The organism is Parabacteroides merdae ATCC 43184 (assembly GCF_025151215.1).
GTDB classification, from domain to species: domain Bacteria; phylum Bacteroidota; class Bacteroidia; order Bacteroidales; family Tannerellaceae; genus Parabacteroides; species Parabacteroides merdae.
In genome coordinates this window covers 771,025-794,536 of the sequence record NZ_CP102286.1, presented here as the reverse complement: position 1 = coordinate 794,536, position 23,512 = coordinate 771,025, and the positions used below count along the sequence as shown (strand labels likewise).

The window sequence follows — 23,512 nt, the reverse complement described above, 5'->3', positions numbered from 1 at the left end:
CTATTTAAGGAACATTCTTTTTAACCTAATTGTTCCCAATGAGCATCTATTTATTGCTTTGTTTTCTCTCTGGAAATCCGTCATTTCTCATAAACTTTAGATACATTTGAACTCACAAACCATCTGAAGCATTATAAGACGGATAAAATGAATAAAGCAATAATAGCCATCGACTCTTTTAAAGGCTGCCTGACCTCGGAAGAAGCCGGAAGTGCAGTAATGGAAGGTATCAAAACGATCTTTCCCGATTGCGAGACCTTGCTGTTTCCGATCGCCGACGGAGGCGAAGGAATGTTAGACATACTCACCTCCGCAACAAAAGGGAAATACCGGACCCTGCCGGCACACGGTCCTTTGATGGAGCTCGTGCAGGGACGGTACGGTATTTCGGGCGACGGGCAAACAGCTCTGATCGAGATGGCAGCCGTCAGCGGCTTGCCTTTGGTTCCCGAAGACAAAAGGAATCCGATGCTGACGACTACTTACGGGACGGGAGAACTGATTCTCGACGCCCTCGAACAAGGTTGCCGCCATTTTATCGTGGGCATAGGCGGCAGTGCCACCAACGATGCAGGGTTAGGTATGCTGCAAGCCTTAGGGTTCCGTTTCCTGGACAAGCGGGGAAATCTGTTGGGGACAGGAGGCAGGATCATGTCGCAGGTAGCCTCCATCGATACATCTGCCGTACATCCGGCTTTAAAGGAGGCCCGCTTCACGATTGCCTGCGATGTACGCAATCCCTTCTGCGGGTCTGACGGGGCGGCTTACGTCTTCGCTTCGCAAAAGGGAGCCGATGCCAAGATGGTCAAAGAACTGGATACCGGTATGCAGGCACTTTCACGGGTTATCCTGTCGACTACTGGCAAAGACATTTCGGATATCCCCGGAGCCGGGGCAGCCGGAGGAATGGGCGGAGGTTTCCTTGCGTTCCTGAATGCCGAGTTGAAACCGGGTATCCGCCTGATGCTCGACGTGCTGGACTTCGGTAAGAGAATAACGGGAGCCGACCTGATCTTTACCGGTGAAGGACGGGCTGATCGGCAAACAGTGATGGGGAAAGTGCCTTCCGGTATCTTGGAAGAGGCCCGGAAACAAAATATTCCCGTCATAGTACTTGCAGGAAGCATAGAAGATGCAGCTCAAATGAACCGGGCCGGCTTCCAGGGAATATTCTCGATCACACCCGGTCCAGTCACAATGGAGAAAGCGATGGAACCGGAATTTGCGAGAGAAAATATCCGCAGGCTGGTGACTCAGATTTGTTCGGTAATCCACCCGTTCGCCACGCGCTAAAACAAGAAAAATATGTACACGGAATATCAACCTTGCGGACTATTGTCGGCCTACATTGATAAATATTGGGTATTCAAAGGAAAAACCGAACTCGGCACGTACTTCAAAATATTGCCGGACGGTTGCTGCGACTTTATCTTTTCCATTGGAGACACTGCACAATGTGTCGGCACGAACCAGCCGGTCATGCAACCCTATCGTTGCTTCTTCGTCGGTCCGATGACTACTTTCTCGGAATTGGTCACGAACACGCCGAGCGTTCACATGCTGGGAGTCCGTTTCCATCCTTGCGGGTTAACCGCTTTCTGCAAACCGCCTCTCTCTGAATTTACGAACCAGAGGATAAGCTGCAACGACTTGACGCTTCTCTTTACAGACTCGTTTGCCGAATCATTATGTGAAGCACAGACTTTACAGCAGCAGATTTGCCTGATCGAACGGTTCCTTATCCACCGCCTGAAAGACAACTATGAGATTGATCCTCAGATCCCGTTCGCCGTGCAGCAGATTAATCGCTCGAAAGGGCGTCTCCCGATCCTGCAATTGATGGATGAAATCTGCATTTGCCAACGTCATTTCGAACGCAAATTCAAAGCATATACCGGCTATACTCCAAAAGAATACAGCTGGATCATGAAATTCAGAAACACCATCGACCTGCTGAAAAATTGCATACCGGACAACCTGCTTACGATTGCCGTTGAAGCGGGCTATTACGACCTCTCCCACTTCAATAAGGAAATCCGGCAGTTATCCGGCAATACACCGGCTTCTTTCCTCTCGATCCCTATCCCCGAAGATGTCTTGCTGACTTACCTGGAATGAAAAAGTCGTTTTTTTACAATAGAGCAGGGCAGTTCCACCCCTACATTTGCACGTAACTAATAAAACATTGAAATATGAAACTTATGAAAGAAAAAGCAGAACAGTTATTGCAACGTTGCGAGGTTGTGGTTATTACTTCCGTCAACGAAGAAGGGTATCCCCGCCCTGTCCCCATGAGCAAAATCAAATCGGAAGGATATTCCGTGGTCTGGATGGCAACCGGCAACGACTCTCTGAAAACGAAAGATTTCCGTCTGAATCCCAAAGCAGGCTTATGCTATAGCGAAAATGGCAATAGCGTGGCATTAACCGGAGAGGTAGAGGTAATTACCGATGCTGAAATAAAAAAGGAGCTCTGGCAGGAATGGTTTATCGCACACTTCCCGTTAGGACCGGCTGATCCGAATTATGTCCTGCTCAAATTCAAAGGACAAAAGGCTACGATCTGGATCGATGGGGTATTTATTCACGAATAGCCAGATTCAGATTAGAAATTCTTCTTCTCATCGATAATATATTCCGGACGTGCTTTGATCTCGTCAAACAAGATGCCGATATATTGCCCTAACACACCGACTGTCAGCAATTGAACGCCGCCAAAGAAAATAACGGAGGTCATGATGGAAGTCCAACCTGTTTCAGCATTGCTGAAGCCGTATATCTTGCCTAAAGTAAACCAGACGGCCAGCACGATGCCGACCAATACGGCGATAAAGCCCAAGCTTGTCGCCAGGCGCAACGGTTTCTTGGAGAAATAAAGCATAGCGGTGGTGGCAAACTTCCACATTTTGCTGAACGGGTATTTCGTTTCTCCGGCAATACGTGCCTCTCGTTCATAATAGAAAGGAACCTGCTTGAAGCCTACCCAGCTGATCAGTCCGCGAATATATTTTCCACGCTCCTGAAAACGGTCGAACTGATCCATCACCTTGCGGTCTATCAAGCGGAAATCGCCTGTATCTAACGGGAAATTCACATCACTCATGTAGTTCAGCATACGGTAAAAAGCCTTCGCCGTCACTTTCTTGAAAAGCCCTTCCCCTTCGCGGGACTTGCGGACGCAATAAACCACGTTCGCCTGCTCCTTTTCCTGCAATTCGAGAATGGATGGGATAAGTTCGGGAGGGTCCTGCATATCGGCATCCAGAATGACAGCCAAGTCGGCATCGCAATTGTTGATACCTGCCGTGACAGCCGGCTGATGTCCGAAGTTACGGGAGAAATGGATCACCTTCACCTGCGGATCGGAAGCCGCGATCTCGTCCAGCATCAGACGCGTCCGGTCTCTACTGCCGTCGTTGATATAGATAATTTCCGTTAAAACAGGGAGCTTATGCAACGCCTCCCGTGTACGCCGGTATGATTCGGCAATGACCAACTCCTCGTTATAACAAGGGACTATGACCGCAAGTTTCTTCATCTGCATTTAAGCTTTAAACGTATAAAACTTATTCATGATAAAATTAATCACCGTGTAAAAAGCCATTGCTATCAATTGGTTATAATATGGGTCGATCGACAGGTATGGATTCAGGACATACACTAAAAGCCCCAATTGCAACAGATAACACACTCCGAACACGACACCGAAACGGACGGCACTGCCGATCCATCCAGCCGAACTTCGGAATGTCCATTGCTTATTCCATATAAAACTATTCAATACGCCTGCTACATAACCGACCATATTCGAAACAACATCCGAACATCCGAACAACTTCATCATGATCCAGATGACAACGGCGGTTATCACCGTATTACTCACTCCCACTATACCATATTTAATGGCTTGCTTGACTGTTTCCTCCATTCTTTTTTATAATCTCTTCCACTTCCTCGGCCGACAACTCCTTCACATTCGTGATCGTGAAGACCTGCGAAAGAAAGTTTCCATACTGGTTACATTCGTTGATCACCTTGTCCAGCGCCTGCTTGATATCTGCCCGGACAGGGATCAGGAAAACCAGCTCCATATATTTTTCACCTATTGTCAACCGCTCGATTTCGCAACCCGCCTTTTCCAAGGAATAGGGGAATTCACGTTCAATCACTTTCTTCTGATACTCCAAGAACGGTTTCAGCTCATTCGCCAGGATCAGCACATAAAAACGCAACTTCTCCCCTTTTCCTCCCAAACCGGTAGAGATATAAATCTGCTTCTCGTCCGACAGTTCGGATTCCAGAGCGATACGGCTTTCCATCAAAGCCATATATGCCCAGTCTGCCACATCCGGATCCGGAGCCTGGGCATATTCTTCCAATATCCTGTATGCTTTTACCTGTCGTGAGGTCGCGAGCATAGACAATACATACTTCTTATGTTCCACAGTCGATTCGGGATCATCCAGACTATCCTCGAAAACCGAAAAATCCATTTTCGAGATATCCGGCTTATCCTGATCTTTCCTGATCTTTTCCGAGTATTTAAAATATTCCATCTGCCGTTCTACGGGTACACGCTGTTCTAATATATGGAAATGTCCGTCAATCTTACTAAAAGAGTCCCGGAACTTCTTGAAAATATCATTATCCTCTTTCATAAAGCCTGCTTTTTAGTTTTGTACATATCCAATAAACAAGAAACTAAGACAAATGTAAGGCTTTTTCGCGATAAATAACTTATAGCTGAGATAAAACGCACCAAAATTATTGCAACTTCCCCAGAACCGTTCTTGTTTTAGACTCCGACTCACGCCCCTGCATAAATAAGGAAGCCCAGGCCAATCACAAACAGGACGAACATTCCGGCATTCAGAAAATCCGAAGAACGTGGAGCTCTTCTGAATTCATGCCATATCAGAATCCCCCAAAGTGCGGATACAAGCGTCGCCCCCTGCCCCAAACCGTACGAAATGGCAGCTCCGGCCTTTTCAGAAGCGATCATACTAAAAGACTGCCCGATACACCAGATAACGCCTCCTAATATACCCACCAAGTGTGTCTTGGTATTCCCCTTGAAATAACCGGAGATAGAAACTGGTTCACCTTCCACCGGACGTTTCATAGCGATCGTATTAAACAGGAAATTACTAACAAACACGCCTAAAGAGAAGATAAACACAGCGGTATAAGGTGTCAGCTTGCCCAATGCGGGCTCTGCAAAATTATCCAGATCCATCGAAGCCGCAACAAAACGGTAGAAGAAAGCCATGATCACGCCTGCTGCGACAGAAATAAAAAGACCTTTTCCCGACACTTTTTTCGAACCGACCAATGCTTTCTTATAGGCCAGACCGTTCAGCAGGATAGCAACTGCGATCAGAGCTACGCCAATAAAGATATACAAAGGTTCTCCTTTAGCCGCTCCGAAATAATTGACTAATACGCCTAATACCAACGCCAGCCCGATTCCGACCGGAAAAGCTACCGACAGGCCGCAAATTGCAATAGCTGCCGATAATAGGATATTGGCTGCATTAAAAATAATGCCCCCCAGGAAAGCGCTCCCTAACGATCTCATATCAGCTTGTGGCAAATTAAGCAGAAACCCCTGCCCCTCAGAGCCAAAGCTGCCCAACGTAAAAGCGGAAAAAACGGAAAAGAGCAACACTCCAATCACATAATCCCAATAAAAGAACTCATACCGCCAAGTCTTCGAGGCCAGCTTCTGTGTATTTCCCCACGATCCCCAACAAAGCATTGTGACAACACAAAATAGGATCGCCAACGAATAATCTTGTACTATAAACATAACTTCCTTACTTTGAAACAGGTTGATGCATCATATAATTTTCAATAAGAACCGCCATCTCCACCGCCGGCACTTTCTCGATCAGACGAAGGTCCTTACCTTTCCCATCCGGTGTCCAGCTATTGGCTCCTTCATCATTCACGACACGGAACGTTCCGCGCTCCACATTATAATAAGGTTCATACCCTTTGACTGCCACCAGCACAGCCGTAAGATCCCAACTCATCCGGCCATTTGGATCGCCTTCGGCAAAACAGAGCGAATAGGCATCTTTCACAGGACTGTCTTCCACATCCATCTGGACCAGCTTCTTCCCGGTAAAAATCATATTTCCGATTTCAAAACCACTAAATATGATTTCCGTAGGCCATCGCTCTGCCACCACACGGGATGCTGGGGTATCACAATAGACATTAAATTCCTTCCCTTCGGGAAACAAACCTGCCATCGAAACCACCCGTTTCACCTTCTTCGCGACTAAATCACAGCCGGAAAGCGGACTATATTCGTCACCACCGGAAAGCAATAGGTCCTTCAGGTTGGTGAAAAAACCGATCGTACAAACCACAACGCTGCTATCCGGCTGCGTACTCAAAATCCGGCGATAGACCTTCACCGCATCCGAAGCATCCGAGGTTTTTGCCGTTTTATGTGGATAACGCGCCGGAAGCTCTTCCGTCCATTTAGTCTTATGCCAGGTGGTCAGCGAAACGCCACCCTCGCTTTTCGGGGCACCGACAGGAATGTCCGGTCGGTTGAAATAGGTGTTCAGCACTTCTATGCAGGGTACGACATGCTCGTCCTTATTAGACGAAACAGCCGCTAAAATGTTCACTTGCCCACTATCAGCCAACGCGTGCATCAGAGCCATCGCACCGACATCATCATAATCCGGTCCCAGATCCGTATCCAATATCAGGTTGACAGGCTGCACCGTCGTTTCTTCCGGAGCAGTTACAGCCGATTTTCCGGAACAGGCCGCCAGCAAAGCGGTCAAACAGGTAAAAAGAATCGTTTTTTTCATGTTATTGAATTTATACAAGATTTGATTAATCGAATATATCCACTTCGTTCCGATAAGGAGCTGACGACTGCGCCCCTACACGTGTCACCGAGATAGCCGAAGCCTTACAGGCAAACCGGACGGATTCTTTCAAATTTCGCCCTTCGGACAAAGCGACAGTCAGGGCTCCATTAAATACATCGCCGGCGGCAGTCGTGTCGACAGCTTCTACTTTCAAAGCGGGAACTATCTCGGCTTCTCCGTCGCTACAAATAAGTGCCCCTTTTGATCCCAGCGTAATAATAACATGCTGCACTCCCATTCCCGAAAGGACACGGGCAGCCTCCACCGCTGAAATATCGTCCGTTATCTTCACACCGGTAATCATCTCCGCTTCCGTCTCGTTCGGCGTGATCAAATATAAATGATGGAGCAGATCGGCCGGTAATGGATGTGCCGGAGCCGGATTCAGAATCACTTTCTTCCCCTTTTGCCAGGCGATATCCGCAACAAAGCACACGGTCTCCATCGGGACCTCCAGCTGCATCAGGATCAAGTCAGCCAACTCAATAGCCTCCTCTGCCTTCGCTAGATCGGACGGCAGAAGGTTAGCATTCGCTCCCGAAGCGACGACAATGCAGTTTTCCGCTTTTTCGTCCACCGTGATCAGGGCTACGCCGGAAGGATTCCCAGAATCTGAAAAGACATAAGAGGTATTGATTCCCTCCTCCTCGAAAAGTTGTTGTGACTGGTGACCGAATATATCACTTCCGGTCTTGCATATAAAAGTGACGGAACCACCCAAACGCGCTATCGCCACTGCTTGGTTCGCCCCTTTTCCACCGGGATTCATAAAGAATGTTCCACCCAAAATCGTTTCACCCGGACGAGGCAGATGAGCGGCTTTTATAACCATATCGGTATTGCAACTCCCAACCACCAGGATTTGTCGTCTGGATATTTGTGTTGTGTCCATATTTTATTTCGTATTAAATTATGAATCATTTGCAATGAAGCGTTACAAATATAATATGTATATCGTTTCTTTTTTCCACATAATTCTTTGGAAAAGATAAACCCAAATCTTATTTTTGTAAATAACATATACAAAATATATCTTATAGACAAACAGATAAATTTATGAAACAGGCCACAAAACTCAATCAGGTCATGCTATTGATCAAGTCGCTTTCCAAAGCGGAAAAACGATACATCAGACTCTATACCAACCTGCAAAACGGGGATAAACATTATATGGTTCTATACGACCTGGCATGCGAAGGCTTCTCCGCCGAACAAATATATGAGAAGTTTTGCGGCAAAGTGAACGAAAAAAGCTTTGAGATAGCAGCCAAGCATCTTTATCGGGTATTGTTGGATTGCCTCGTCCAATTGAGGGAGAAACAAGACATACAGACGACTATCTTCAATTATATCACAAAGGCTGGCATTCTTTTCGAACGGGAACTTTTCGACAATGCACTTGCCGAATTGGAAAAAGCAAAGAAGCTGGCCGTCACATACGAAAACGATCCACTCCTCCTTCTGATTTACCGTACGGAATTGAAATATCTAAGCACACTCGGTTTTGAAGGCATCAGCGAGAAAGAACTGGTAAGCAAACAAATGCAGATTAACGACGTAATGAAATATGCTCGCAACACGAACCTCCACCTGCAACTATATGATATTCTGAAATACCGCATTACCTATAAAGGGTATGCCCGTTCGAACAAACAGAAAGAGAACCTGAACGATCTTGTTTTAAGCGAACTGAACTTGATCGCCAACCATTCCTACCAGGGATTCGAGGCACACAAACTTCACCTGTTGTTCCAAGCGACCTACTACCTGAATGCCGGAAACTATAAATCGGCGATCCGCTTCTATCAGGAACTGATCGCGCTTTTCGAAGCGAACCGGCATCTAATCCTCAACCCACCGATCTACTACCTGAGTGCCATAGAGGGAGTACTGAACAGCCTGCACGTTGCCGGATTATACCGGGAAATGCCTTTCTTTTTGTCCAAACTGAAAGAAATCAGCACGGGCAACTACCCAACAGAGTTCCTGATGGAAGTACAAGGACGCCACTACCTGTACGAACTCTCGGGATTGCTCAACACCGGACAATTTGACGCAGCAGTGCATCTTACAGAGACCTATACCGATTTTTTTGCTAAGAAAGCAACCATGACCAGACCGGAAACCCAACTAAAACTATCCCTCTATTCTTCCATCCTTTATCTTTGCCTGGGAGAACCGATGAAAGCCCGTAAAAGCATGAAAAACATACTCGGTTCCGGCAAATTCTTCCACACATTGCCGTCCTACAAAACAGCCCGCCTCATCAATCTCCTTATCCAGGCAGAACTAGGGAACTATTGCTTTTTCGCGAACGAAATAAGCTCCATCAAGCGAATGATCGGTTACGAGAAGCAAGTGTATATCACCGAAAAACTACTATTCCGCTTCCTAATGGCCCATCCATTGCCCATCTATAAAAAAGACCAAGAGAAGCTGTGGTCACAATACCAAAAGGATATAATGCGTATCCGGCAAGACAAATACGAAAAACAACTCCTTAAAACTTTCGATTTTACAGCTTGGATCGAGAGCAAACTAACAAACATCCCTCTCCGGGAGATTTTGTCGCGAACAGATTGGTATATATCGGCAAAACAGTAATTTAGGGCATAATATCCGTAATTTATCTACAAAGAGAAAAAGAATACATGCCGACCTTTGTAAAAAAATCAATGCAATAGATTCAAAAATGTGCCGGCTAATACCATTGTTGGTTGCGCATCGGCCAAATCAATACAAAAGATATGAAAAAAATAATAGCATTAGCATTGTTGATGGCTGGAGTCACGGCAATGGAGGCAGGAAACAGGATAATTGAAGAGAATATAATTCAAACTGATAAAAAGAATATAGAAATGGAAGACTTAGAATTGACAAAAGAATGGGACAAGATTTTCCCGAAGAGCTATAAAGTGAATCACAGTAAGGTAACATTTCGCAACCGCTACGGCATCACGCTTGCAGCCGATATGTATACACCAAAGAATATAAACGGGAAAATGGCGGCTATCGCTATATCCGGTCCTTTCGGGGCCGTGAAGGAACAAGCATCAGGCCTCTACGCACAAACAATGGCAGAACGCGGTTTCCTGACCATCGCTTTCGATCCTTCATACACTGGAGAGAGTGGTGGAACACCCCGCTATGTAGCCTCTCCCGACATCAACACCGAGGACTTTTGCGCAGCTGTGGATTTCCTCTCTACACACGATGACGTCGATCCCGAACGCATCGGCATCATCGGTATTTGCGGATGGGGAGGTATGGCACTCAACGCTGCCACGATCGATACCCGCATCAAGGCCACAGTCACTTCCACGATGTACGACATGAGCCGGGTAAACGCAAACGGCTATTTCGACTCCATGAATGCCGACCAGCGCCATGAACTCCGCCGCCAACTCAACGAACAACGTACAATAGACACGAAGAACGGCTCATACGCGCTCACCGGCGGAGTGGTCGATCCACTCCCCGACGATGTCCCCTGGTTTGTAAAAGACTATCACAACTATTATAAGACCGACCGTGGTTATCACAAACGGTCACTCAACTCCAACGGAGGATGGAACAAGACATCGGCTCTTTCGTTCATCAACATGCCTTTACTCACTTACAGCGACGAAATCCGTAGTGCCGTATTCATGATACACGGCGAGAAAGCCCATTCCCGTTATTTCAGCGAAGACGCATTCAAGAAACTAACGGGTGATAACAAAGAGTTGCTGATCCTCCCCGGTGCCAACCATGTCGACCTTTACGACAACCTGTCAGTAATCCCGTTCGACAAAATCGAACATTTTTTCCATAAATATTTGAAATAACAAAAAGTTTGGAACGATTCAGGAATTTCATCTAAAATAGACCAAGTAAAAGGTAATGTACAATAAGGCCAAGGACTACTACAAGGCATGGTTCATCCTTGACCTTTGTTGGGAAAGGAAGTAAGGTCAAGTCCTGGCAAGTCTCCGGCGTTCGAAACAAACTCCAAAATACAGGTCCGGCCTGTCACCGAAAGCTCCTATACCGGTTGCACGAAAACGATCAATGGCAGGACCTACTATTATTCATAATTTGATACGATAGACGGAGAAACTAAGCGGTCTCAAGTTCACTTCTCCCTGCGGAGCCTCCACCTCAATATCAGAAACGAGCGGGACTACTGTCGAAGGATTACACAACGTGTTTTTAGCTTCCAGGTCGGAAGAATGGAGCAACGTAAGCGTCCCTTTATGCTTACCGGCCGAAAGACCGTTCAAGTTCAACTTAATCCGCTTGTTACGGATTCCGGTATTGGCGACTTTGATGATAAGCTCGTCTGAATGCTTATCGACCGCTGCAGTGGCATACAAATCCAACTGTCCGGTGACCGGTTCGCCCTGCATGGTCAGCGGAACGACGTTCGTACCAGCATTATGACCATATAGCTGCTGCACATAATAGTTAGGAGTCTTTACCAATGAAAGGTTGTCGAACCAGATCAGATCCGGACGCCACTGCCAAGCATCCACATGAGCAAAAAGCGGGGCATACGTGCATAAGCACACCACATCCGCGTTTCGCTCGAAACCTGTCATAAAAGCGGCTTCACACAAGGCGGTCAGAAAACTGTTCTCGCGGTTGACAGAATGGCAGGCATATTCGCCGGCAAACACTTTCGGTCCTTGGCGGTCGTACGAATCATAGCGTTTGGCTCCGTTCAGGAACCATTCAGGAGAGCGGTAGAAATGTTCGTCCACTAAATCCACTTTCAAGCGCCTCATTTCCGGCCAGAGGTAATCAAAATCCTCCCCTTCCGATTGCGGACCGGAACTACCGATGATCTTTATCTCCGGATATTTAGCCCGAATCGCTTTGACAAACAGTTCGAGACGTTCGGGATAAAGCGGTCCCCACTGTTCGTTGCCGATGGCAATAAGTTTAAGGTTAAAAGGAGCCGGATGTCCCATATCGGCACGTATCTTTCCCCATTCGCTGGTTGCCGAACCGTTAGCAAACTCAATTAGGTCGAGGGCGTCGTCTATATAAGGTTGTAGCTTATCCACCGGACAATTCTCGTTCGGGTCCTGGTTTTCATACTGGCAGGAAAGACCGCAGTTCAACACGGGAAGCGGTTCAGCCCCAATATCTTCACTCAATAGGAAATATTCGAAAAAGCCCAAGCCGCAGGACTGATAATAATCCGGAAACTTTTTGTGCGAGAATGTATAGTTCCATCGATTGATATTGATCGGACGGTTCTCGACCGGACCGACCGTGTTTTTCCACTGGTAGCGGGTAGCCTTGTTCGTTCCCTCCACAATGCAACCGCCGGGAAAGCGGAAGACACCAGGTTTCAGTTCCTTCAAAGCCTGTGCCAAATCAGCACGCATGCCGTTCGGACGGTTGTTGAATGTCTTTTGTGGAAACAATGAAATATGTTCGAGATCGACAATTCCTTTTGTCACCATCGTGATACGCAGACGGGAACGGGCTTCTGTCGCTCCCGGCGTCAGAACAACCGTATATTTCTTCCATTCCTTGCCGCTCACCTCGATCTCTTTTTGCTCGTACAGGTCATTCCGGCTGTCCACTAGGTTTATACGCAGCTTGACCGGCGCATCGCCGGACCGAGTGCGGGCATATAAAGAGAAGTCGTACTTCTCCCCTTCCCTGATGCCGATCCCATTGAAGCCTTCATTGTCAAGGCCGGTTCCGGTCAGCTCCTTTTCATAAGAAAGGCGGACATAATGCGGATTACGGTCGAAACAGGGCTTCTGGGTCTGCACACTGACATTCCCGAAGGGCGTCCAGCCCCCAAACGGATTTTCAAACTCGAAAGAACGGTTCTTGACAAGTTCGGCATACAGGCCGCCATCGGCTCCGTAATTGATATCTTCAAAAAAGATCCCGTACATGGTCGACTGGATAGGCGCACCTGTTTTCTGCACATCTATCTTAAATTCATTACTTTGTGCCATTAAACCGACAACACCCATGCTAAACAGACACAGGGCAATGGCTTTTTTCATACTTTTTGTCATAGGTATGTGTTTTTCCGTGAATACAAAGATTATTTAGTTACAAATGTACACTAATAAATCCGATTGAAAGAAGACGTATCGTCCGTTTTAGCAGACAAAAAGCCGTTTTATGCTATAAAACATCTTCAAAGTAGCGCATGAATACAAAGAAGAGAGTAATTTTACACACAATTTTGAAACTATATTTACATGAAGAACGAAAGCACGCTGTCTGGCTTAACTGTAGCTAATTTCAGCAAGCAAATAGACGGCAAGGAGACGATGCTATGCATCCTTACAAATAACAAAGGAGCAGAACTTACCATTACCAACTACGGTGCAAAGATTGTATCGCTTATGGTACCGGATCGGTCCGGAAAGTTAACCGATGTAGTAACAGGACACAATTCTATAGACGAATACCTGGTTTCCGAAGAACCTTATTTCGGAGCTATCTGCGGACGATACGGCAACCGTATCGCGAGCGGAAAATTCACATTGGATGGCATTGTGTACGATAAATTGGCTATCAATAATGGGCCGAACAGCCTGCATGGTGGTTTGAAAGGCTTCAATTCCGTAGTCTGGGACCTAAACAAGATCGACGGCCAGACGGTGGAATTGAAATACACGTCTGCCGACGGTGAAGAAGGCTTCCCCGGAAAACTGGATACAACAGTGACTTATCATCTTTCCGATGACAATGAGGTCATAATCACGTATCATGCGGTAACAAACAAACCGACCGTCTTGAACCTGACCAATCACTCCTACTTCAACCTATCCGGCCAAGGTGATCCTTCCGTATATGATCATAAACTGACAATCAATGCAGACTACTATCTGCCGACCGACGAAACGGCTATACCTTATGGTCCGAAAGAAAAAGTAGAAGGAACTCCGATGGACTTCCGTACTCCACACGAAGTGGGCGAACGTATCGATGAAGATTTCGAAGCACTGAATTTCGGAAAAGGATATGACCATACATATATATTAAATAAAAAAGAAGAGAACGAGCTGTCACTCTGCGCCCGTTGCACATCGCCCAAAACCGGCATCGTAATGGAATGCTACACGACACAACCGGGTGTGCAATTATACACAGGTAATTGGATGACAGGCAATTTCGTCGGCAAGAACGGACAACGCTATCCGGCACGTGCCGCCCTTTGTCTGGAAACACAGCACTATCCCGACAGCCCGAACAAACCGGAGTACCCGTCCACCGTCCTACGCCCGGGTGAAACGTTCCAGAGCAAGACAATTTATAAATTTTCTGTCGAATAACAAGTAACAAATTAATAATAACAAAAAAAACATCAATCAATGACTCAACAAAAAAAACAATGGAGTGCCATCATCATCATGATTGCACTTTTTGCTATGATCGCATTCGTGACAAATCTTTGTTCACCAATGGCTATTATTGTAAAGAACGACTTCGGAGCAAGCAATGTCCTTGCCCAAATCGGAAACTATGGTAACTTCATCGCCTATTTGGTAATGGGAATCCCCGCAGGTATGCTGATTGCCAAATATGGCTACAAAAAAACGGCTCTTATCGGCCTAGCCATAGGTATCATCGGTATTTTAATCCAATGGTTGAGCGGTCACGTAGGCAAAGAAAGCGCTTTCTTGGTTTATCTGATCGGAGCGTTTACCAGCGGTTTCACCATGTGTATTTTGAACTGCGTAGTCAACCCGATGCTTAACTTGTTGGGAGGTGGCGGAAACAAGGGTAACCAGCTGATTCAGCTCGGAGGTGTATTCAACAGTACCGCAGCCGTTGCTTGCTACATCTTGATGGGAGCTCTTATCGGTGATGCAGCAAAGGCACATATTGCCGATGCCACCCCTGCCCTGATGATCGCTTTGGCTATTTTTGTCATCGCATTTGTAGTGATCATGTTCACTAAAATCGAAGAGCCCGAACAGGCTCCGGTCGACACAAGTCTAATCAAAGGAGCTTTAAGCCATCGTCATTTTGCTTTGGGCGCCCTGGCTATCTTCTTATATATGAGTGTAGAAGTAGGAACTCCTACCTATATCCTACAATATCTGACATCTAAAGGCATACCGGCCAGCACCGTCGGCCTTATCGTAGCTGTTTACTGGCTGATGATGCTTATCGGACGTTTTGTAGGAGCAAGTATCGGTGCCAAAATTTCCAGCCGCGCGATGATCACGACTGTCGCAAGCGCCACTTTGCTGTTAGTGAGCTTCGGAATGTTTTCACCTGAAACGAGTACGGTTGAAGTTCCCGGTATAGATTGGGCTTCATTAAGCGTTATCTGGCAGGAAGTTCCCGTCGGTATTCTGGCATTCCTCCTCGTTGGTCTCTGCACCAGTGTAATGTGGGGTGGTATCTTCAACATGGCGGTTGAAGGATTAGGTAAATACACGGCCATTGCCAGCGGTATCTTTATGACAATGGTGTTCGGTTGCGCCGTAATGGTTGCTATCCAGGGTTGGGTTGCCGATATGACCGACTACATGACCAGCTATTGGGTTGTGCTTTTCAGTGCTGCTTACATTTTATTCTACGCAGCTATCGGTTCCAAACCGTCAAAAAAATCAGAATAAGACTATAAATATGCCAATTCATGAAATTATCCGGTTACCAATAAAGCCGGATAATTTCTTTATTTATAACACATCTAAAAAATTAATATCATGCAACAAAAGATCAGAAATAAATTTCAGGAGTTATTCTCAACAAAAGGTAGCGTATATGCATCTCCGGGCCGTATTAACCTGATTGGCGAACATACCGATTATAACGGTGGTTTCGTATTTCCGGGGGCTATCGACAAAGGCATGATTGCCGAAATCAAACCAAACGGCACAGGTAAAGTTCGTGCTTTCTCTGTCGACCTGAACGACTACGCCGAATTTGGTCTGAACGAAGAAGACGCTCCAAAAGCAAGCTGGGCAAGATATATTTTCGGTGTTTGCCGCGAAACCATCAAACGTGGCGGACAGATCCAGGGATTCGATACCGTGTTTGCAGGCGATGTACCTCTGGGTGCAGGCATGTCCTCTTCCGCCGCATTGGAAAGTACCTATGCATTTGCTTTAAACGACTTGTTCTCCCTGAACATCGACAAATTTGAATTAGCTAAGATCGGTCAATCAACAGAGCATAACTATTGCGGCGTAAACTGCGGTATTATGGACCAGTTCGCTTCTGTATTCGGAAAAGAAGGCAGTTTGATCCGTCTGGATTGCCGTTCACTCGAATATAAATATTTCCCGTTCCATCCGGTCGGTTACAAATTGGTTTTACTGGATTCAGTCGTTAAGCACGAACTGGCATCTTCGGCTTACAACAAACGTCGCCAATCTTGCGAAAACGCCGCCGCCGCAATCCGTCGCAATCATCCGGAAGTCGAATTCCTACGCGATGCGACAATGGATATGCTGAACGAAGTCAAAGGCGACATCAGCGCTGAAGATTATATGCGTGCCGAATATGTGATCGAAGAAGTACAGCGCGTACTCGATGTTTGCGACGCTTTGGAAAAAGACGACTACGAAACCGTAGGCAAGAAGATGTACGAAACACATCACGGCATGAGCAAATTGTACGAAGTCAGCTGCGAAGAATTGGACTTCCTGAACGATGTTGCCAAGAAATGCGGTGTAACCGGCTCACGCGTAATGGGTGGCGGTTTCGGTGGTTGTACAATCAACTTGGTGAAAGAAGAAAAATACGATGCATTCATCAAAGAAGCATTCGAATCCTACACTGCTAAATTCGGCCACGAACCTAAGTTATATAATGTAGTAATCAGCGACGGCGCACGCAAGCTCGCATAATAATTAATTATAATTCCATAAAAAAAATCATGACAGCCGCTTTTTATCAGAACGAAACCAAATTTTACGTTGCAGTAGATTGTATTATACTCGGATTCGATCAAAAAGAGCTTAATGTATTACTTTATAAACGTAAGTTTGAACCCATGATGGGACAATGGTCTCTGATGGGCGGTTTTATCAAAGCAGGAGAAAGTATAGAGGAGGCCGCCTCACGCGTGCTTACCGACTGTACTGGCATTGATAATCTTTTTATGGAACAGGTAGGTGCTTACGGAGACATTACCCGCGATCTCGGAGAGCGGGTTATCTCCGTAGCATACTATTCACTCGTCAATATGAACGATTTCAGTAGCGAAACACTGGAAGAGTATAATGCGGTCTGGGCCAAGGTCAGCGAAGTTCCACAACTTATTTTCGACCATAACCAAATGATCACCGACACATTAGCCCGTCTGCGCAGAAAAGCCGCTACCCGTCCGGTCGGATTCAACCTGCTTCCCGAAAAATTCACGTTACCGCAATTGCAGAACCTGTATGAAGCCATCTACCAGACTCAACTGGACAAGCGTAATTTCCGCAAAAAACTAAATGCGATGGATATTCTGGAGAAGTTGGATGAAAAAGACAAGAAAGGTTCCAAAAGAGGGGCTTTCTATTATATGTTCAACAAAGAAAAATACGACCATCTGCTGGAACAAGGGTTCTATTTCTCCCTATAATAAAAAACATCATTCAACATGCTGACTTTGGCAGATGTGCCGGATATTCCGATCACAAAGTAGCCCAAGCGGAACAGACTTGCGCATTCGATGTTTCCATATTCGCAGCCGTAGCACCGTGCATATATGCCAAAATCGAAGACACACAGCGGACTATAAGATAAGGTTTTGCAAAAGAATACCAGTCAAATCATAAAAATCATCTGGCGTATCTTGCTCTCTATGAGAAATATCGGAAATTAGGAAACTTTACAGAAAATGAATTGTTTCATCGATAGGATGGTCATTACGAAGAGATTGACTATCTTTGCAAAAAATAAAAATAACTCATCACAATGAACGATATTAAATTAATGAACAAAGCAGCGGACAACATCCGTATCCTGGCTGCGTCAATGGTAGAAAAAGCGAAATCCGGTCACCCCGGTGGTGCAATGGGTGGTGCAGACTTTGTGAACGTACTGTTTTCAGAGTTCCTCGTGTATGATCCCAAGAATCCCGCATGGGAAGGCAGAGACCGCTATTTCCAGGACCCGGGGCATATGTCGCCGATGCTTTATTCAGTACTCGCCCTCGCAGGCAAATTCACGATCGACGAACTGAAAGAGTTCCGCCAGTGGGGTAGTGTGACTCCGGGACATCCCGAAGTCAACGTGATGCGTGGTATAGAAAACACATCCGGTCCGTTGGGACAAGGCCACACTTACGCCGTAGGTGCTGCTATCGCCGCCAAGTTCCTGAAAGCACGCCTGGGTGACGTCATGAATCAGACGATCTACACATATATATCCGATGGTGGCATCCAGGAAGAGATTTCTCAGGGAGCCGGACGTATTGCCGGTACGCTGGGACTGGACAACCTGATTATGTTTTACGATGCCAACAACATCCAGCTTTCCACAACCGTAGGCGAAGTGACGACAGAAAACGTAGCCATGAAATACGAAGCATGGGGTTGGAAAGTCATCACAATCAACGGAAACGATGTAACGGAAATCCGCCGGGCACTGACCGAGGCGAAAGCCGAAACATCCCGTCCTACCCTGATTATCGGTAACACGATCATGGGTAAGGGTGCTGTGGGTGCTGACAAGAGCAGCTACGAAAACAAGGTGTCTACACACGGACAACCTCTTTCGGCAGCCGGCGTCTCTATCGCAGACACCATCCGGAACTTAGGAGGAAACCCGGACGATCCGTTCCAGATCTTCCCCGAAGTTGCGGAACTATATGCCAAACGTGCCAAAGAATTGGAAGCAATCGTTGCGGAACGCTATGCGGCCAAAGCAGAATGGGCGAAAGCTAATCCGGAACTGGCCGCCAAGATGGATTTGTGGTTCTCAGGCAAAGCACCTGTCATCGATTGGAAAGCCATCGAACAGAAACCGAACCAGGCGACCCGTGCGGCCTCGGCAACCGTCTTAGGCGTGCTGGCAACCCAGGTAGAAAATATGATCGTTTCTTCAGCCGACCTTTCCAATTCGGACAAGACCGACGGCTTCCTGAAGAAAACACATGCATTCGTAAAAGGCGATTTCAGTGGTGCATTCCTTCAAGCCGGTGTTGCCGAACTGACGATGGCTTGCGTATGTATCGGTATGTCGCTCCACGGAGGTGTAATCGTAGCCTGCGGTACGTTCTTCGTATTCTCCGACTACATGAAACCCGCTATCCGAATGGCTGCCCTGATGGAACAGCCGGTTAAGTTCGTCTGGTCTCACGATGCCTTCCGCGTAGGCGAAGACGGACCGACACACGAACCGGTTGAACAGGAAGTGCAGATTCGTCTGATGGAAAAGCTGAAGAACCACAAGGGACACAACTCAATGTTGGTATTGCGCCCGGCAGACGTGACCGAAACAACAATTGCCTGGAAGATGGCTATGGAAAACACAGCCACTCCGACAGCTTTGATTTTCTCCCGTCAGAACATCACAGACCTGCCCGCAAAAGGAAACCGCTACGACGAAGCCTTGCAGGCTGAAAAGGGAGCTTATATTGTAGAAAGTGACGAAAACCCTGATGTAATCATGGTCGCTTCCGGTTCAGAAGTCTCCACACTGGAAGAAGGAGCAGCATTGCTTCGCGCCGATGGCATCAAGGTCCGCATCGTATCTGTTCCGTCTGAAGGCTTATTCCGCAGCCAGAGCAAAGAATACCAAGAATCTGTCATTCCAACAGGAAGCAAGGTATTCGGGCTTACTGCCGGTCTGCCGGTCAACCTGGAAGGATTGGTGGGTGCCAACGGTAAGGTGTGGGGACTCGAATCATTCGGTTTCTCCGCTCCATACAAGGTATTGGACGAAAAACTCGGCTTCACGGGTCAGAACGTATACAATCAGGTAAAAGAATTATTGAATTAATTTTCAGATTTATGATTTATAATTTCAGATTTATGAATAGTTGGTAAATCATAAATCTGAAATTATAAATCATAAATCTCCAAACTCCTCTAACAGATAAATATGAAAACATTAGGTTTATGTAGTGACCACGCAGGGTACGAACTGAAAGAATTCGTAAAACAAATACTCGACTCGAAAGGGTTGGCCTATAAAGATTTCGGAACCGACTCGACTGAAAGTTGTGATTATCCCGATTACGCCCATCCGCTTGCCAAAGCTGTAGAAGCCGGCGAAGTATATCCCGGAATAGCCATCTGCGGATCCGGAAACGGAATAGCCATGACACTCAATAAACATCAGGGAATACGGGCCGCTCTGTGCTGGCAAGAAGAGATAGCACGTCTCGCACGCGAGCACAATAATGCCAACATACTCGTAATGCCCGGCAGATTTATCAGTCAAGAGGAAGCCACTCATACGGTCGAAGCCTTTCTGAGCACCCCGTTCGAAGGCGGTCGGCATCAGCGCAGGATTGACAAAATTCCTTTGTGAAAGCCAATTCCTATTGCCAACGATATGGGATAACCCCACAAAAGTTAAAAAGAGAAACAACTATCATACTATCATTGAGGTTCGTATATTGTTTAAAAACAAGACATTATAGTATGATAGTTGTTGTTTTCAACTATCATTCATCTATCATTCAACGATCTTTTTTGCGCGCGAACAAGGCTGGATTCACCCAATAATCATCGGAGATTAACACAAAGACAAAACCAATTGTACGGATCAAATCCAAAGCCGATAGAGTGATAACCGCTATACTTCTATCATTAAACTATCATATCATAGAGCTTTTGACCTAAGTCGAAAACCTTTTCGACCTTGGGCAAAAAGGCTTTTGACAAGGGGCAAAAAGGTTTTCGCCCCAGGCCGATAACAGAAAGAACTATAAGATTAGATTTAATTCACTTTAAATTCTTGTTTTATTGAAAGTTGTAGATATTTATGTATATTCGAGCCGCAGTTCTTGCAGGATTATGGTTAAGCCACCCATACCGACATGAAGATCTTTTAAACCTTAAGGAAACCGCATCATCATTCGTCGCAAACGAATTGCTTTCCACCATTGCTTTTGGGAATCGATAGAGAAAAGAACAAAATCGAACTTTCCAATGATTGCCTCTTCCGAAATAAAACCAAACGACCGGCTATCATGCGAGTTCATCCTGTTATCCCCCTCCATATAATAAAAGCGTTGCTTGGGTATATACTGCGAGCTGCTCTTTCCATCGATATATATTTTCCCATCTTTCTCCATCACTTTCCCTCCGTCACGCAAAATCAACGAACGATAAAGAAGAAGCGTTCGCCGGTCGATCCGAAGAGGCTCTCCTTTTTTTACCACCCGGGTAATTCGCTTGACCAACAACAATTGCGGATCTACCGGGCTGTTGAACACCGCAATATCCCCCTGTTTAGGTTCGCTGTAACCCGGCAAACGACGATACTCCCAATGATTCTCTTCATCAGCAAGACGCAGAGGGCGTATCCAAGTAAAGACATTCAGCAACGGGATATCCGCCCAACGAGAGGGGAATCGTCCACCATAAGCCAGCTTGTTAATCCAAAGCCGATCTCCGCAAAGCAACGTCGGCTCCATGCTCCCCGAAGGCACAGTACATGGCTCCCCGATCACCATACGGATAAAACAGCATAGCAGCAAAATACCAATAATGAATTTCCCCGTTCTCATTCAACAACAATAGATTTTATGCTTTTCTTTGTACATAGCGCAAATAAAAATCAGTCCCTTTCATCCTTAATTTTAAACGATACTTTTTCATTTTTTCACTTCTTAAATAACGTAAGCAATGTCACATCATCAATATTCTCAGCAGGACGCCGATTCAAATAAAACAAACCGGCAGTAACTGATAAAACAAATGCCGAAACTATTATATTGATCATGCTGATTTTCATAGATCCTTTATTTTAAAGAATACCAAAACCAAGTTATCATCCTCTTTCAAGTTTTCAAACACGACCTTATTATCCTCGCGGATCGAATAATGAGTTGTCTGATCTATGTGCATTTTTAATCCCCTCAACGTTGATGGCGAGACCAAAGCCATAAAATAATCTTTATAACTATAAAGCCCACTTCCAAAATCCATTACAAAATCCGTATCGTTATAAAAGCCAGCAAGATTAATCAACTTTTTACTCCGCTTATCATAAAAAGAGACAAAACGGTAATCGTCTTTATCACTGGTCACAAACATCAAGTGCGTATCATTCTCTGCATATTGGTGAACATAAGTATGACTCAACCGATAATCACGAAAATCTTCATAACTTTCGAAAGCTCCCATTTTTTCTTTTTCAAAAGGATTAAAATCACTGTAATCAAATTTGTACTTAAGGGTCAATGCTGTGTCTGTAACTGTATAAACCTCATTCAAATATATCGGAACATAAAAAACATCCTCCTCATTTCTCCCTACCGGGTCATAAACCAATGCGGAGTGTTCGGTTTCTGCAATATCATATGCTGCCTTTCGAAGAACACCGGTACTGTCTGTATATAAAATCCGATAATCTGCATATTGCCCCAAATGAGTATTCATCCGGGTTTTATGAGTGGCTGTTACATACTCCCCACTAGGCAGGATCTGAAAATTGCATATCGTAGTAAAGGGGACATCTATCGATGCGATGAACTTTCCATCCAAAGTAAATCGCATCCATTTCTGCTTCATATTGTCATATATCACCAATTGATCCTTTTCGCGGTCTATTGCGAATGATCCCGGTTTGAAAAACTCAAAAGGAGCTTCTCCTTTTTCCCCTAATGATTTCAAAAACTTCCCCTTATCACTAAATATGAAAAGTTTTTCTGTCCCATGTCTATCAAACACAAAGATTCTGTGCCCATAGAGTTCTATTTGATTACAATAAGCAAATAAAGAAGCCTCTGTCGTTTCTAACGGAACATAGTAGAAATCCTCAATCAATTGTGATACCGGAGTAGGCTCTTTGATTTCATGGGTAACAGTTATTATTTCAACCTGTTGTTCCTGCATAGGAACGACCATGACACTATCCAAATTCACAGAAGGAAAGGGACGCCCTTTCTGAAAAACATGTTGACATCCGGAACAAAACAACGATGTTCCTATTATTACGATAAGGAAAATATAAGAAAATTTCATACTTGCATAATTTTTAAGTTAAAGGAACCCAAACTTCTACTCACCATAATCCTTCTCTTCAAATTTAAAATAGCAGAATAGTAAATTCAGGACCTTCCATTCTATTACTTCGCTGCTCTACAATCCTTAGTGCAGAAGGGATTCCAACCATCTTTGCAGTCCCACAAAACACCTTTAAAAGTTATAACATCTCCTCCACTTATAGAACCACTAACACTACTTCCGTCAGGTAAAGTAATTGACATACTTCTCGAAATAGGACTTGAGGAATAAGTACATTCTGTTTCCGTTTCTTTTAATGTCCAAAACCATCCACTCCCCGATGAACTGGATCCGGATCCGGAAGAAGAACTGGTCTGTGCCAAGGCAAATGTACTTAGACTATTAGTACCCATACCGTAATCATTCAGCGAATGCCGAAGATTCATTCCCACACCCAGCAACAGAGCGACTGCTCCACAAACTGATAAGATTTTTTTACCATTTAACATAACCTTAAAATTTTAA

21 protein-coding genes are annotated in these 23,512 nt (G+C 45.5%); 11 read left to right on the top strand and 10 right to left on the bottom strand.

Annotated elements, in window-relative coordinates; all coding sequences use genetic code 11:
- Window positions 1-147 precede the first annotated feature (147 nt).
- The 3 genes from NQ542_RS03155 to NQ542_RS03145 all read left to right on the top strand — a co-directional run bounded on the left by NQ542_RS03155 (window position 148) and on the right by NQ542_RS03145 (window position 2,594).
- Window positions 148-1,293 (top strand): glycerate kinase family protein, encoded by a 1,146-nt coding sequence (locus NQ542_RS03155; RefSeq protein ID WP_005638989.1) that lies wholly within the window; start codon window positions 148-150, stop codon window positions 1,291-1,293.
- 12 nt (window positions 1,294-1,305) lie between these two features.
- The gene (locus tag NQ542_RS03150; protein WP_005638987.1) at window positions 1,306-2,118 is read left to right on the top strand and encodes a helix-turn-helix domain-containing protein; all 813 of its coding nucleotides are present in this window, start codon (window positions 1,306-1,308) and stop codon (window positions 2,116-2,118) included.
- Window positions 2,119-2,192: 74 nt separating this feature from the next.
- Window positions 2,193-2,594: a pyridoxamine 5'-phosphate oxidase family protein gene (locus NQ542_RS03145; protein ID WP_005638985.1), complete on the top strand. Its 402-nt coding sequence runs from the start codon at window positions 2,193-2,195 to the stop codon at window positions 2,592-2,594.
- Between the two features lie 11 nt (window positions 2,595-2,605).
- Here the strand turns inward: NQ542_RS03145 and NQ542_RS03140 are convergent, their stop codons facing one another.
- From NQ542_RS03140 to rbsK, 6 genes are all read right to left on the bottom strand, one after another.
- Window positions 2,606-3,538 (bottom strand): glycosyltransferase family 2 protein, encoded by a 933-nt coding sequence (locus NQ542_RS03140; RefSeq protein ID WP_005650082.1) that lies wholly within the window; start codon window positions 3,536-3,538, stop codon window positions 2,606-2,608.
- Between the two features lie 6 nt (window positions 3,539-3,544).
- Window positions 3,545-3,928: a GtrA family protein gene (locus NQ542_RS03135; RefSeq protein WP_005638982.1), complete on the bottom strand. Its 384-nt coding sequence runs from the start codon at window positions 3,926-3,928 to the stop codon at window positions 3,545-3,547.
- A complete protein-coding gene (locus NQ542_RS03130) occupies window positions 3,900-4,658 on the bottom strand; it encodes a hypothetical protein (protein ID WP_005638979.1) in 759 nt (252 codons plus the stop codon). The genes NQ542_RS03135 and NQ542_RS03130 overlap by 29 nt, the downstream gene beginning before the upstream one ends.
- Before the next feature lie 149 nt (window positions 4,659-4,807).
- On the bottom strand, window positions 4,808-5,809 hold the full coding sequence (locus NQ542_RS03125) for a GRP family sugar transporter (RefSeq protein WP_005638975.1): 1,002 nt from the start codon (window positions 5,807-5,809) through the stop codon (window positions 4,808-4,810).
- Between the two features lie 7 nt (window positions 5,810-5,816).
- The gene (locus tag NQ542_RS03120) at window positions 5,817-6,833 is read right to left on the bottom strand and encodes a nucleoside hydrolase (RefSeq protein WP_005638973.1); all 1,017 of its coding nucleotides are present in this window, start codon (window positions 6,831-6,833) and stop codon (window positions 5,817-5,819) included.
- A 25-nt stretch (window positions 6,834-6,858) separates the two neighbouring features.
- The gene (rbsK, locus tag NQ542_RS03115) at window positions 6,859-7,788 is read right to left on the bottom strand and encodes a ribokinase (RefSeq protein ID WP_005638971.1); all 930 of its coding nucleotides are present in this window, start codon (window positions 7,786-7,788) and stop codon (window positions 6,859-6,861) included.
- Between the two features lie 164 nt (window positions 7,789-7,952).
- Here rbsK and NQ542_RS03110 point away from each other — a divergent pair, with 164 nt between their 5' ends.
- Together NQ542_RS03110 and NQ542_RS03105 are read left to right on the top strand one after the other, a co-directional pair.
- The gene (locus NQ542_RS03110; RefSeq protein ID WP_005638967.1) at window positions 7,953-9,500 is read left to right on the top strand and encodes a hypothetical protein; all 1,548 of its coding nucleotides are present in this window, start codon (window positions 7,953-7,955) and stop codon (window positions 9,498-9,500) included.
- A 254-nt stretch (window positions 9,501-9,754) separates the two neighbouring features.
- Window positions 9,755-10,723 (top strand): alpha/beta hydrolase, encoded by a 969-nt coding sequence (locus tag NQ542_RS03105; RefSeq protein ID WP_227945715.1) that lies wholly within the window; start codon window positions 9,755-9,757, stop codon window positions 10,721-10,723.
- A 243-nt stretch (window positions 10,724-10,966) separates the two neighbouring features.
- Here the strand turns inward: NQ542_RS03105 and NQ542_RS03100 are convergent, their stop codons facing one another.
- A complete protein-coding gene (locus tag NQ542_RS03100; RefSeq protein WP_005638961.1) occupies window positions 10,967-12,922 on the bottom strand; it encodes an alpha-L-arabinofuranosidase C-terminal domain-containing protein in 1,956 nt (651 codons plus the stop codon).
- A gap of 189 nt (window positions 12,923-13,111) precedes the next feature.
- On the opposite strand from NQ542_RS03100, the gene NQ542_RS03095 reads away from it, so the two are divergent.
- The 6 genes from NQ542_RS03095 to rpiB all read left to right on the top strand — a co-directional run bounded on the left by NQ542_RS03095 (window position 13,112) and on the right by rpiB (window position 20,342).
- Entirely contained in the window at window positions 13,112-14,191 is a 1,080-nt protein-coding gene (locus NQ542_RS03095; RefSeq protein ID WP_005638959.1) for an aldose epimerase family protein, read from the top strand.
- 39 nt (window positions 14,192-14,230) lie between these two features.
- Window positions 14,231-15,487 (top strand): MFS transporter, encoded by a 1,257-nt coding sequence (locus tag NQ542_RS03090; protein ID WP_005638958.1) that lies wholly within the window; start codon window positions 14,231-14,233, stop codon window positions 15,485-15,487.
- Between the two features lie 90 nt (window positions 15,488-15,577).
- Window positions 15,578-16,723, top strand: a complete 1,146-nt coding sequence (galK, locus tag NQ542_RS03085) for a galactokinase (RefSeq protein ID WP_005638956.1) — start codon at window positions 15,578-15,580, stop codon at window positions 16,721-16,723.
- A 29-nt stretch (window positions 16,724-16,752) separates the two neighbouring features.
- Complete coding sequence (locus NQ542_RS03080) at window positions 16,753-17,445, top strand: NUDIX hydrolase (protein WP_005638955.1); 693 nt, start codon at window positions 16,753-16,755, stop codon at window positions 17,443-17,445.
- A 335-nt stretch (window positions 17,446-17,780) separates the two neighbouring features.
- Complete coding sequence (locus NQ542_RS03075) at window positions 17,781-19,808, top strand: transketolase family protein (RefSeq protein WP_005638953.1); 2,028 nt, start codon at window positions 17,781-17,783, stop codon at window positions 19,806-19,808.
- A 102-nt stretch (window positions 19,809-19,910) separates the two neighbouring features.
- On the top strand, window positions 19,911-20,342 hold the full coding sequence (gene rpiB / locus NQ542_RS03070) for a ribose 5-phosphate isomerase B (protein WP_005638951.1): 432 nt from the start codon (window positions 19,911-19,913) through the stop codon (window positions 20,340-20,342).
- 529 nt (window positions 20,343-20,871) lie between these two features.
- Here the strand turns inward: rpiB and lepB are convergent.
- From lepB to NQ542_RS03055, 3 genes are all read right to left on the bottom strand, one after another.
- Window positions 20,872-21,546, bottom strand: coding sequence for a signal peptidase I (gene lepB / locus NQ542_RS03065; protein WP_005638949.1), 675 nt, complete (start codon window positions 21,544-21,546; stop codon window positions 20,872-20,874).
- 223 nt (window positions 21,547-21,769) lie between these two features.
- Window positions 21,770-23,005 carry a 6-bladed beta-propeller gene (locus tag NQ542_RS03060; RefSeq protein ID WP_039850095.1) on the bottom strand — a complete coding sequence of 412 codons (1,236 nt, stop codon included), beginning with the start codon at window positions 23,003-23,005 and terminating at the stop codon, window positions 21,770-21,772.
- Window positions 23,006-23,109: 104 nt separating this feature from the next.
- Window positions 23,110-23,496, bottom strand: a complete 387-nt coding sequence (locus NQ542_RS03055) for a hypothetical protein (RefSeq protein ID WP_005650091.1) — start codon at window positions 23,494-23,496, stop codon at window positions 23,110-23,112.
- Between the last annotated feature and the right edge of the window lie 16 nt (window positions 23,497-23,512).

Bases quoted from the DNA above. Each gene is read 5' to 3' on its own strand.
- NQ542_RS03155 (WP_005638989.1), top strand. From the start codon at position 148: ATGAATAAAGCAATAATAGCCATCGACTCTTTTAAAGGCTGCCTGACC.
- NQ542_RS03150 (WP_005638987.1), top strand. From the start codon at position 1,306: ATGTACACGGAATATCAACCTTGCGGACTATTGTCGGCCTACATTGAT.
- NQ542_RS03145 (WP_005638985.1), top strand. From the start codon at position 2,193: ATGAAACTTATGAAAGAAAAAGCAGAACAGTTATTGCAACGTTGCGAG.
- NQ542_RS03140 (WP_005650082.1), bottom strand. From the start codon at position 3,538: ATGAAGAAACTTGCGGTCATAGTCCCTTGTTATAACGAGGAGTTGGTC.
- NQ542_RS03135 (WP_005638982.1), bottom strand. From the start codon at position 3,928: ATGGAGGAAACAGTCAAGCAAGCCATTAAATATGGTATAGTGGGAGTG.
- NQ542_RS03130 (WP_005638979.1), bottom strand. From the start codon at position 4,658: ATGAAAGAGGATAATGATATTTTCAAGAAGTTCCGGGACTCTTTTAGT.
- NQ542_RS03125 (WP_005638975.1), bottom strand. From the start codon at position 5,809: ATGTTTATAGTACAAGATTATTCGTTGGCGATCCTATTTTGTGTTGTC.
- NQ542_RS03120 (WP_005638973.1), bottom strand. From the start codon at position 6,833: ATGAAAAAAACGATTCTTTTTACCTGTTTGACCGCTTTGCTGGCGGCC.
- rbsK (WP_005638971.1), bottom strand. From the start codon at position 7,788: ATGGACACAACACAAATATCCAGACGACAAATCCTGGTGGTTGGGAGT.
- NQ542_RS03110 (WP_005638967.1), top strand. From the start codon at position 7,953: ATGAAACAGGCCACAAAACTCAATCAGGTCATGCTATTGATCAAGTCG.
- NQ542_RS03105 (WP_227945715.1), top strand. From the start codon at position 9,755: ATGGAAGACTTAGAATTGACAAAAGAATGGGACAAGATTTTCCCGAAG.
- NQ542_RS03100 (WP_005638961.1), bottom strand. From the start codon at position 12,922: ATGACAAAAAGTATGAAAAAAGCCATTGCCCTGTGTCTGTTTAGCATG.
- NQ542_RS03095 (WP_005638959.1), top strand. From the start codon at position 13,112: ATGAAGAACGAAAGCACGCTGTCTGGCTTAACTGTAGCTAATTTCAGC.
- NQ542_RS03090 (WP_005638958.1), top strand. From the start codon at position 14,231: ATGACTCAACAAAAAAAACAATGGAGTGCCATCATCATCATGATTGCA.
- galK (WP_005638956.1), top strand. From the start codon at position 15,578: ATGCAACAAAAGATCAGAAATAAATTTCAGGAGTTATTCTCAACAAAA.
- NQ542_RS03080 (WP_005638955.1), top strand. From the start codon at position 16,753: ATGACAGCCGCTTTTTATCAGAACGAAACCAAATTTTACGTTGCAGTA.
- NQ542_RS03075 (WP_005638953.1), top strand. From the start codon at position 17,781: ATGAACGATATTAAATTAATGAACAAAGCAGCGGACAACATCCGTATC.
- rpiB (WP_005638951.1), top strand. From the start codon at position 19,911: ATGAAAACATTAGGTTTATGTAGTGACCACGCAGGGTACGAACTGAAA.
- lepB (WP_005638949.1), bottom strand. From the start codon at position 21,546: ATGAGAACGGGGAAATTCATTATTGGTATTTTGCTGCTATGCTGTTTT.
- NQ542_RS03060 (WP_039850095.1), bottom strand. From the start codon at position 23,005: ATGAAATTTTCTTATATTTTCCTTATCGTAATAATAGGAACATCGTTG.
- NQ542_RS03055 (WP_005650091.1), bottom strand. From the start codon at position 23,496: ATGTTAAATGGTAAAAAAATCTTATCAGTTTGTGGAGCAGTCGCTCTG.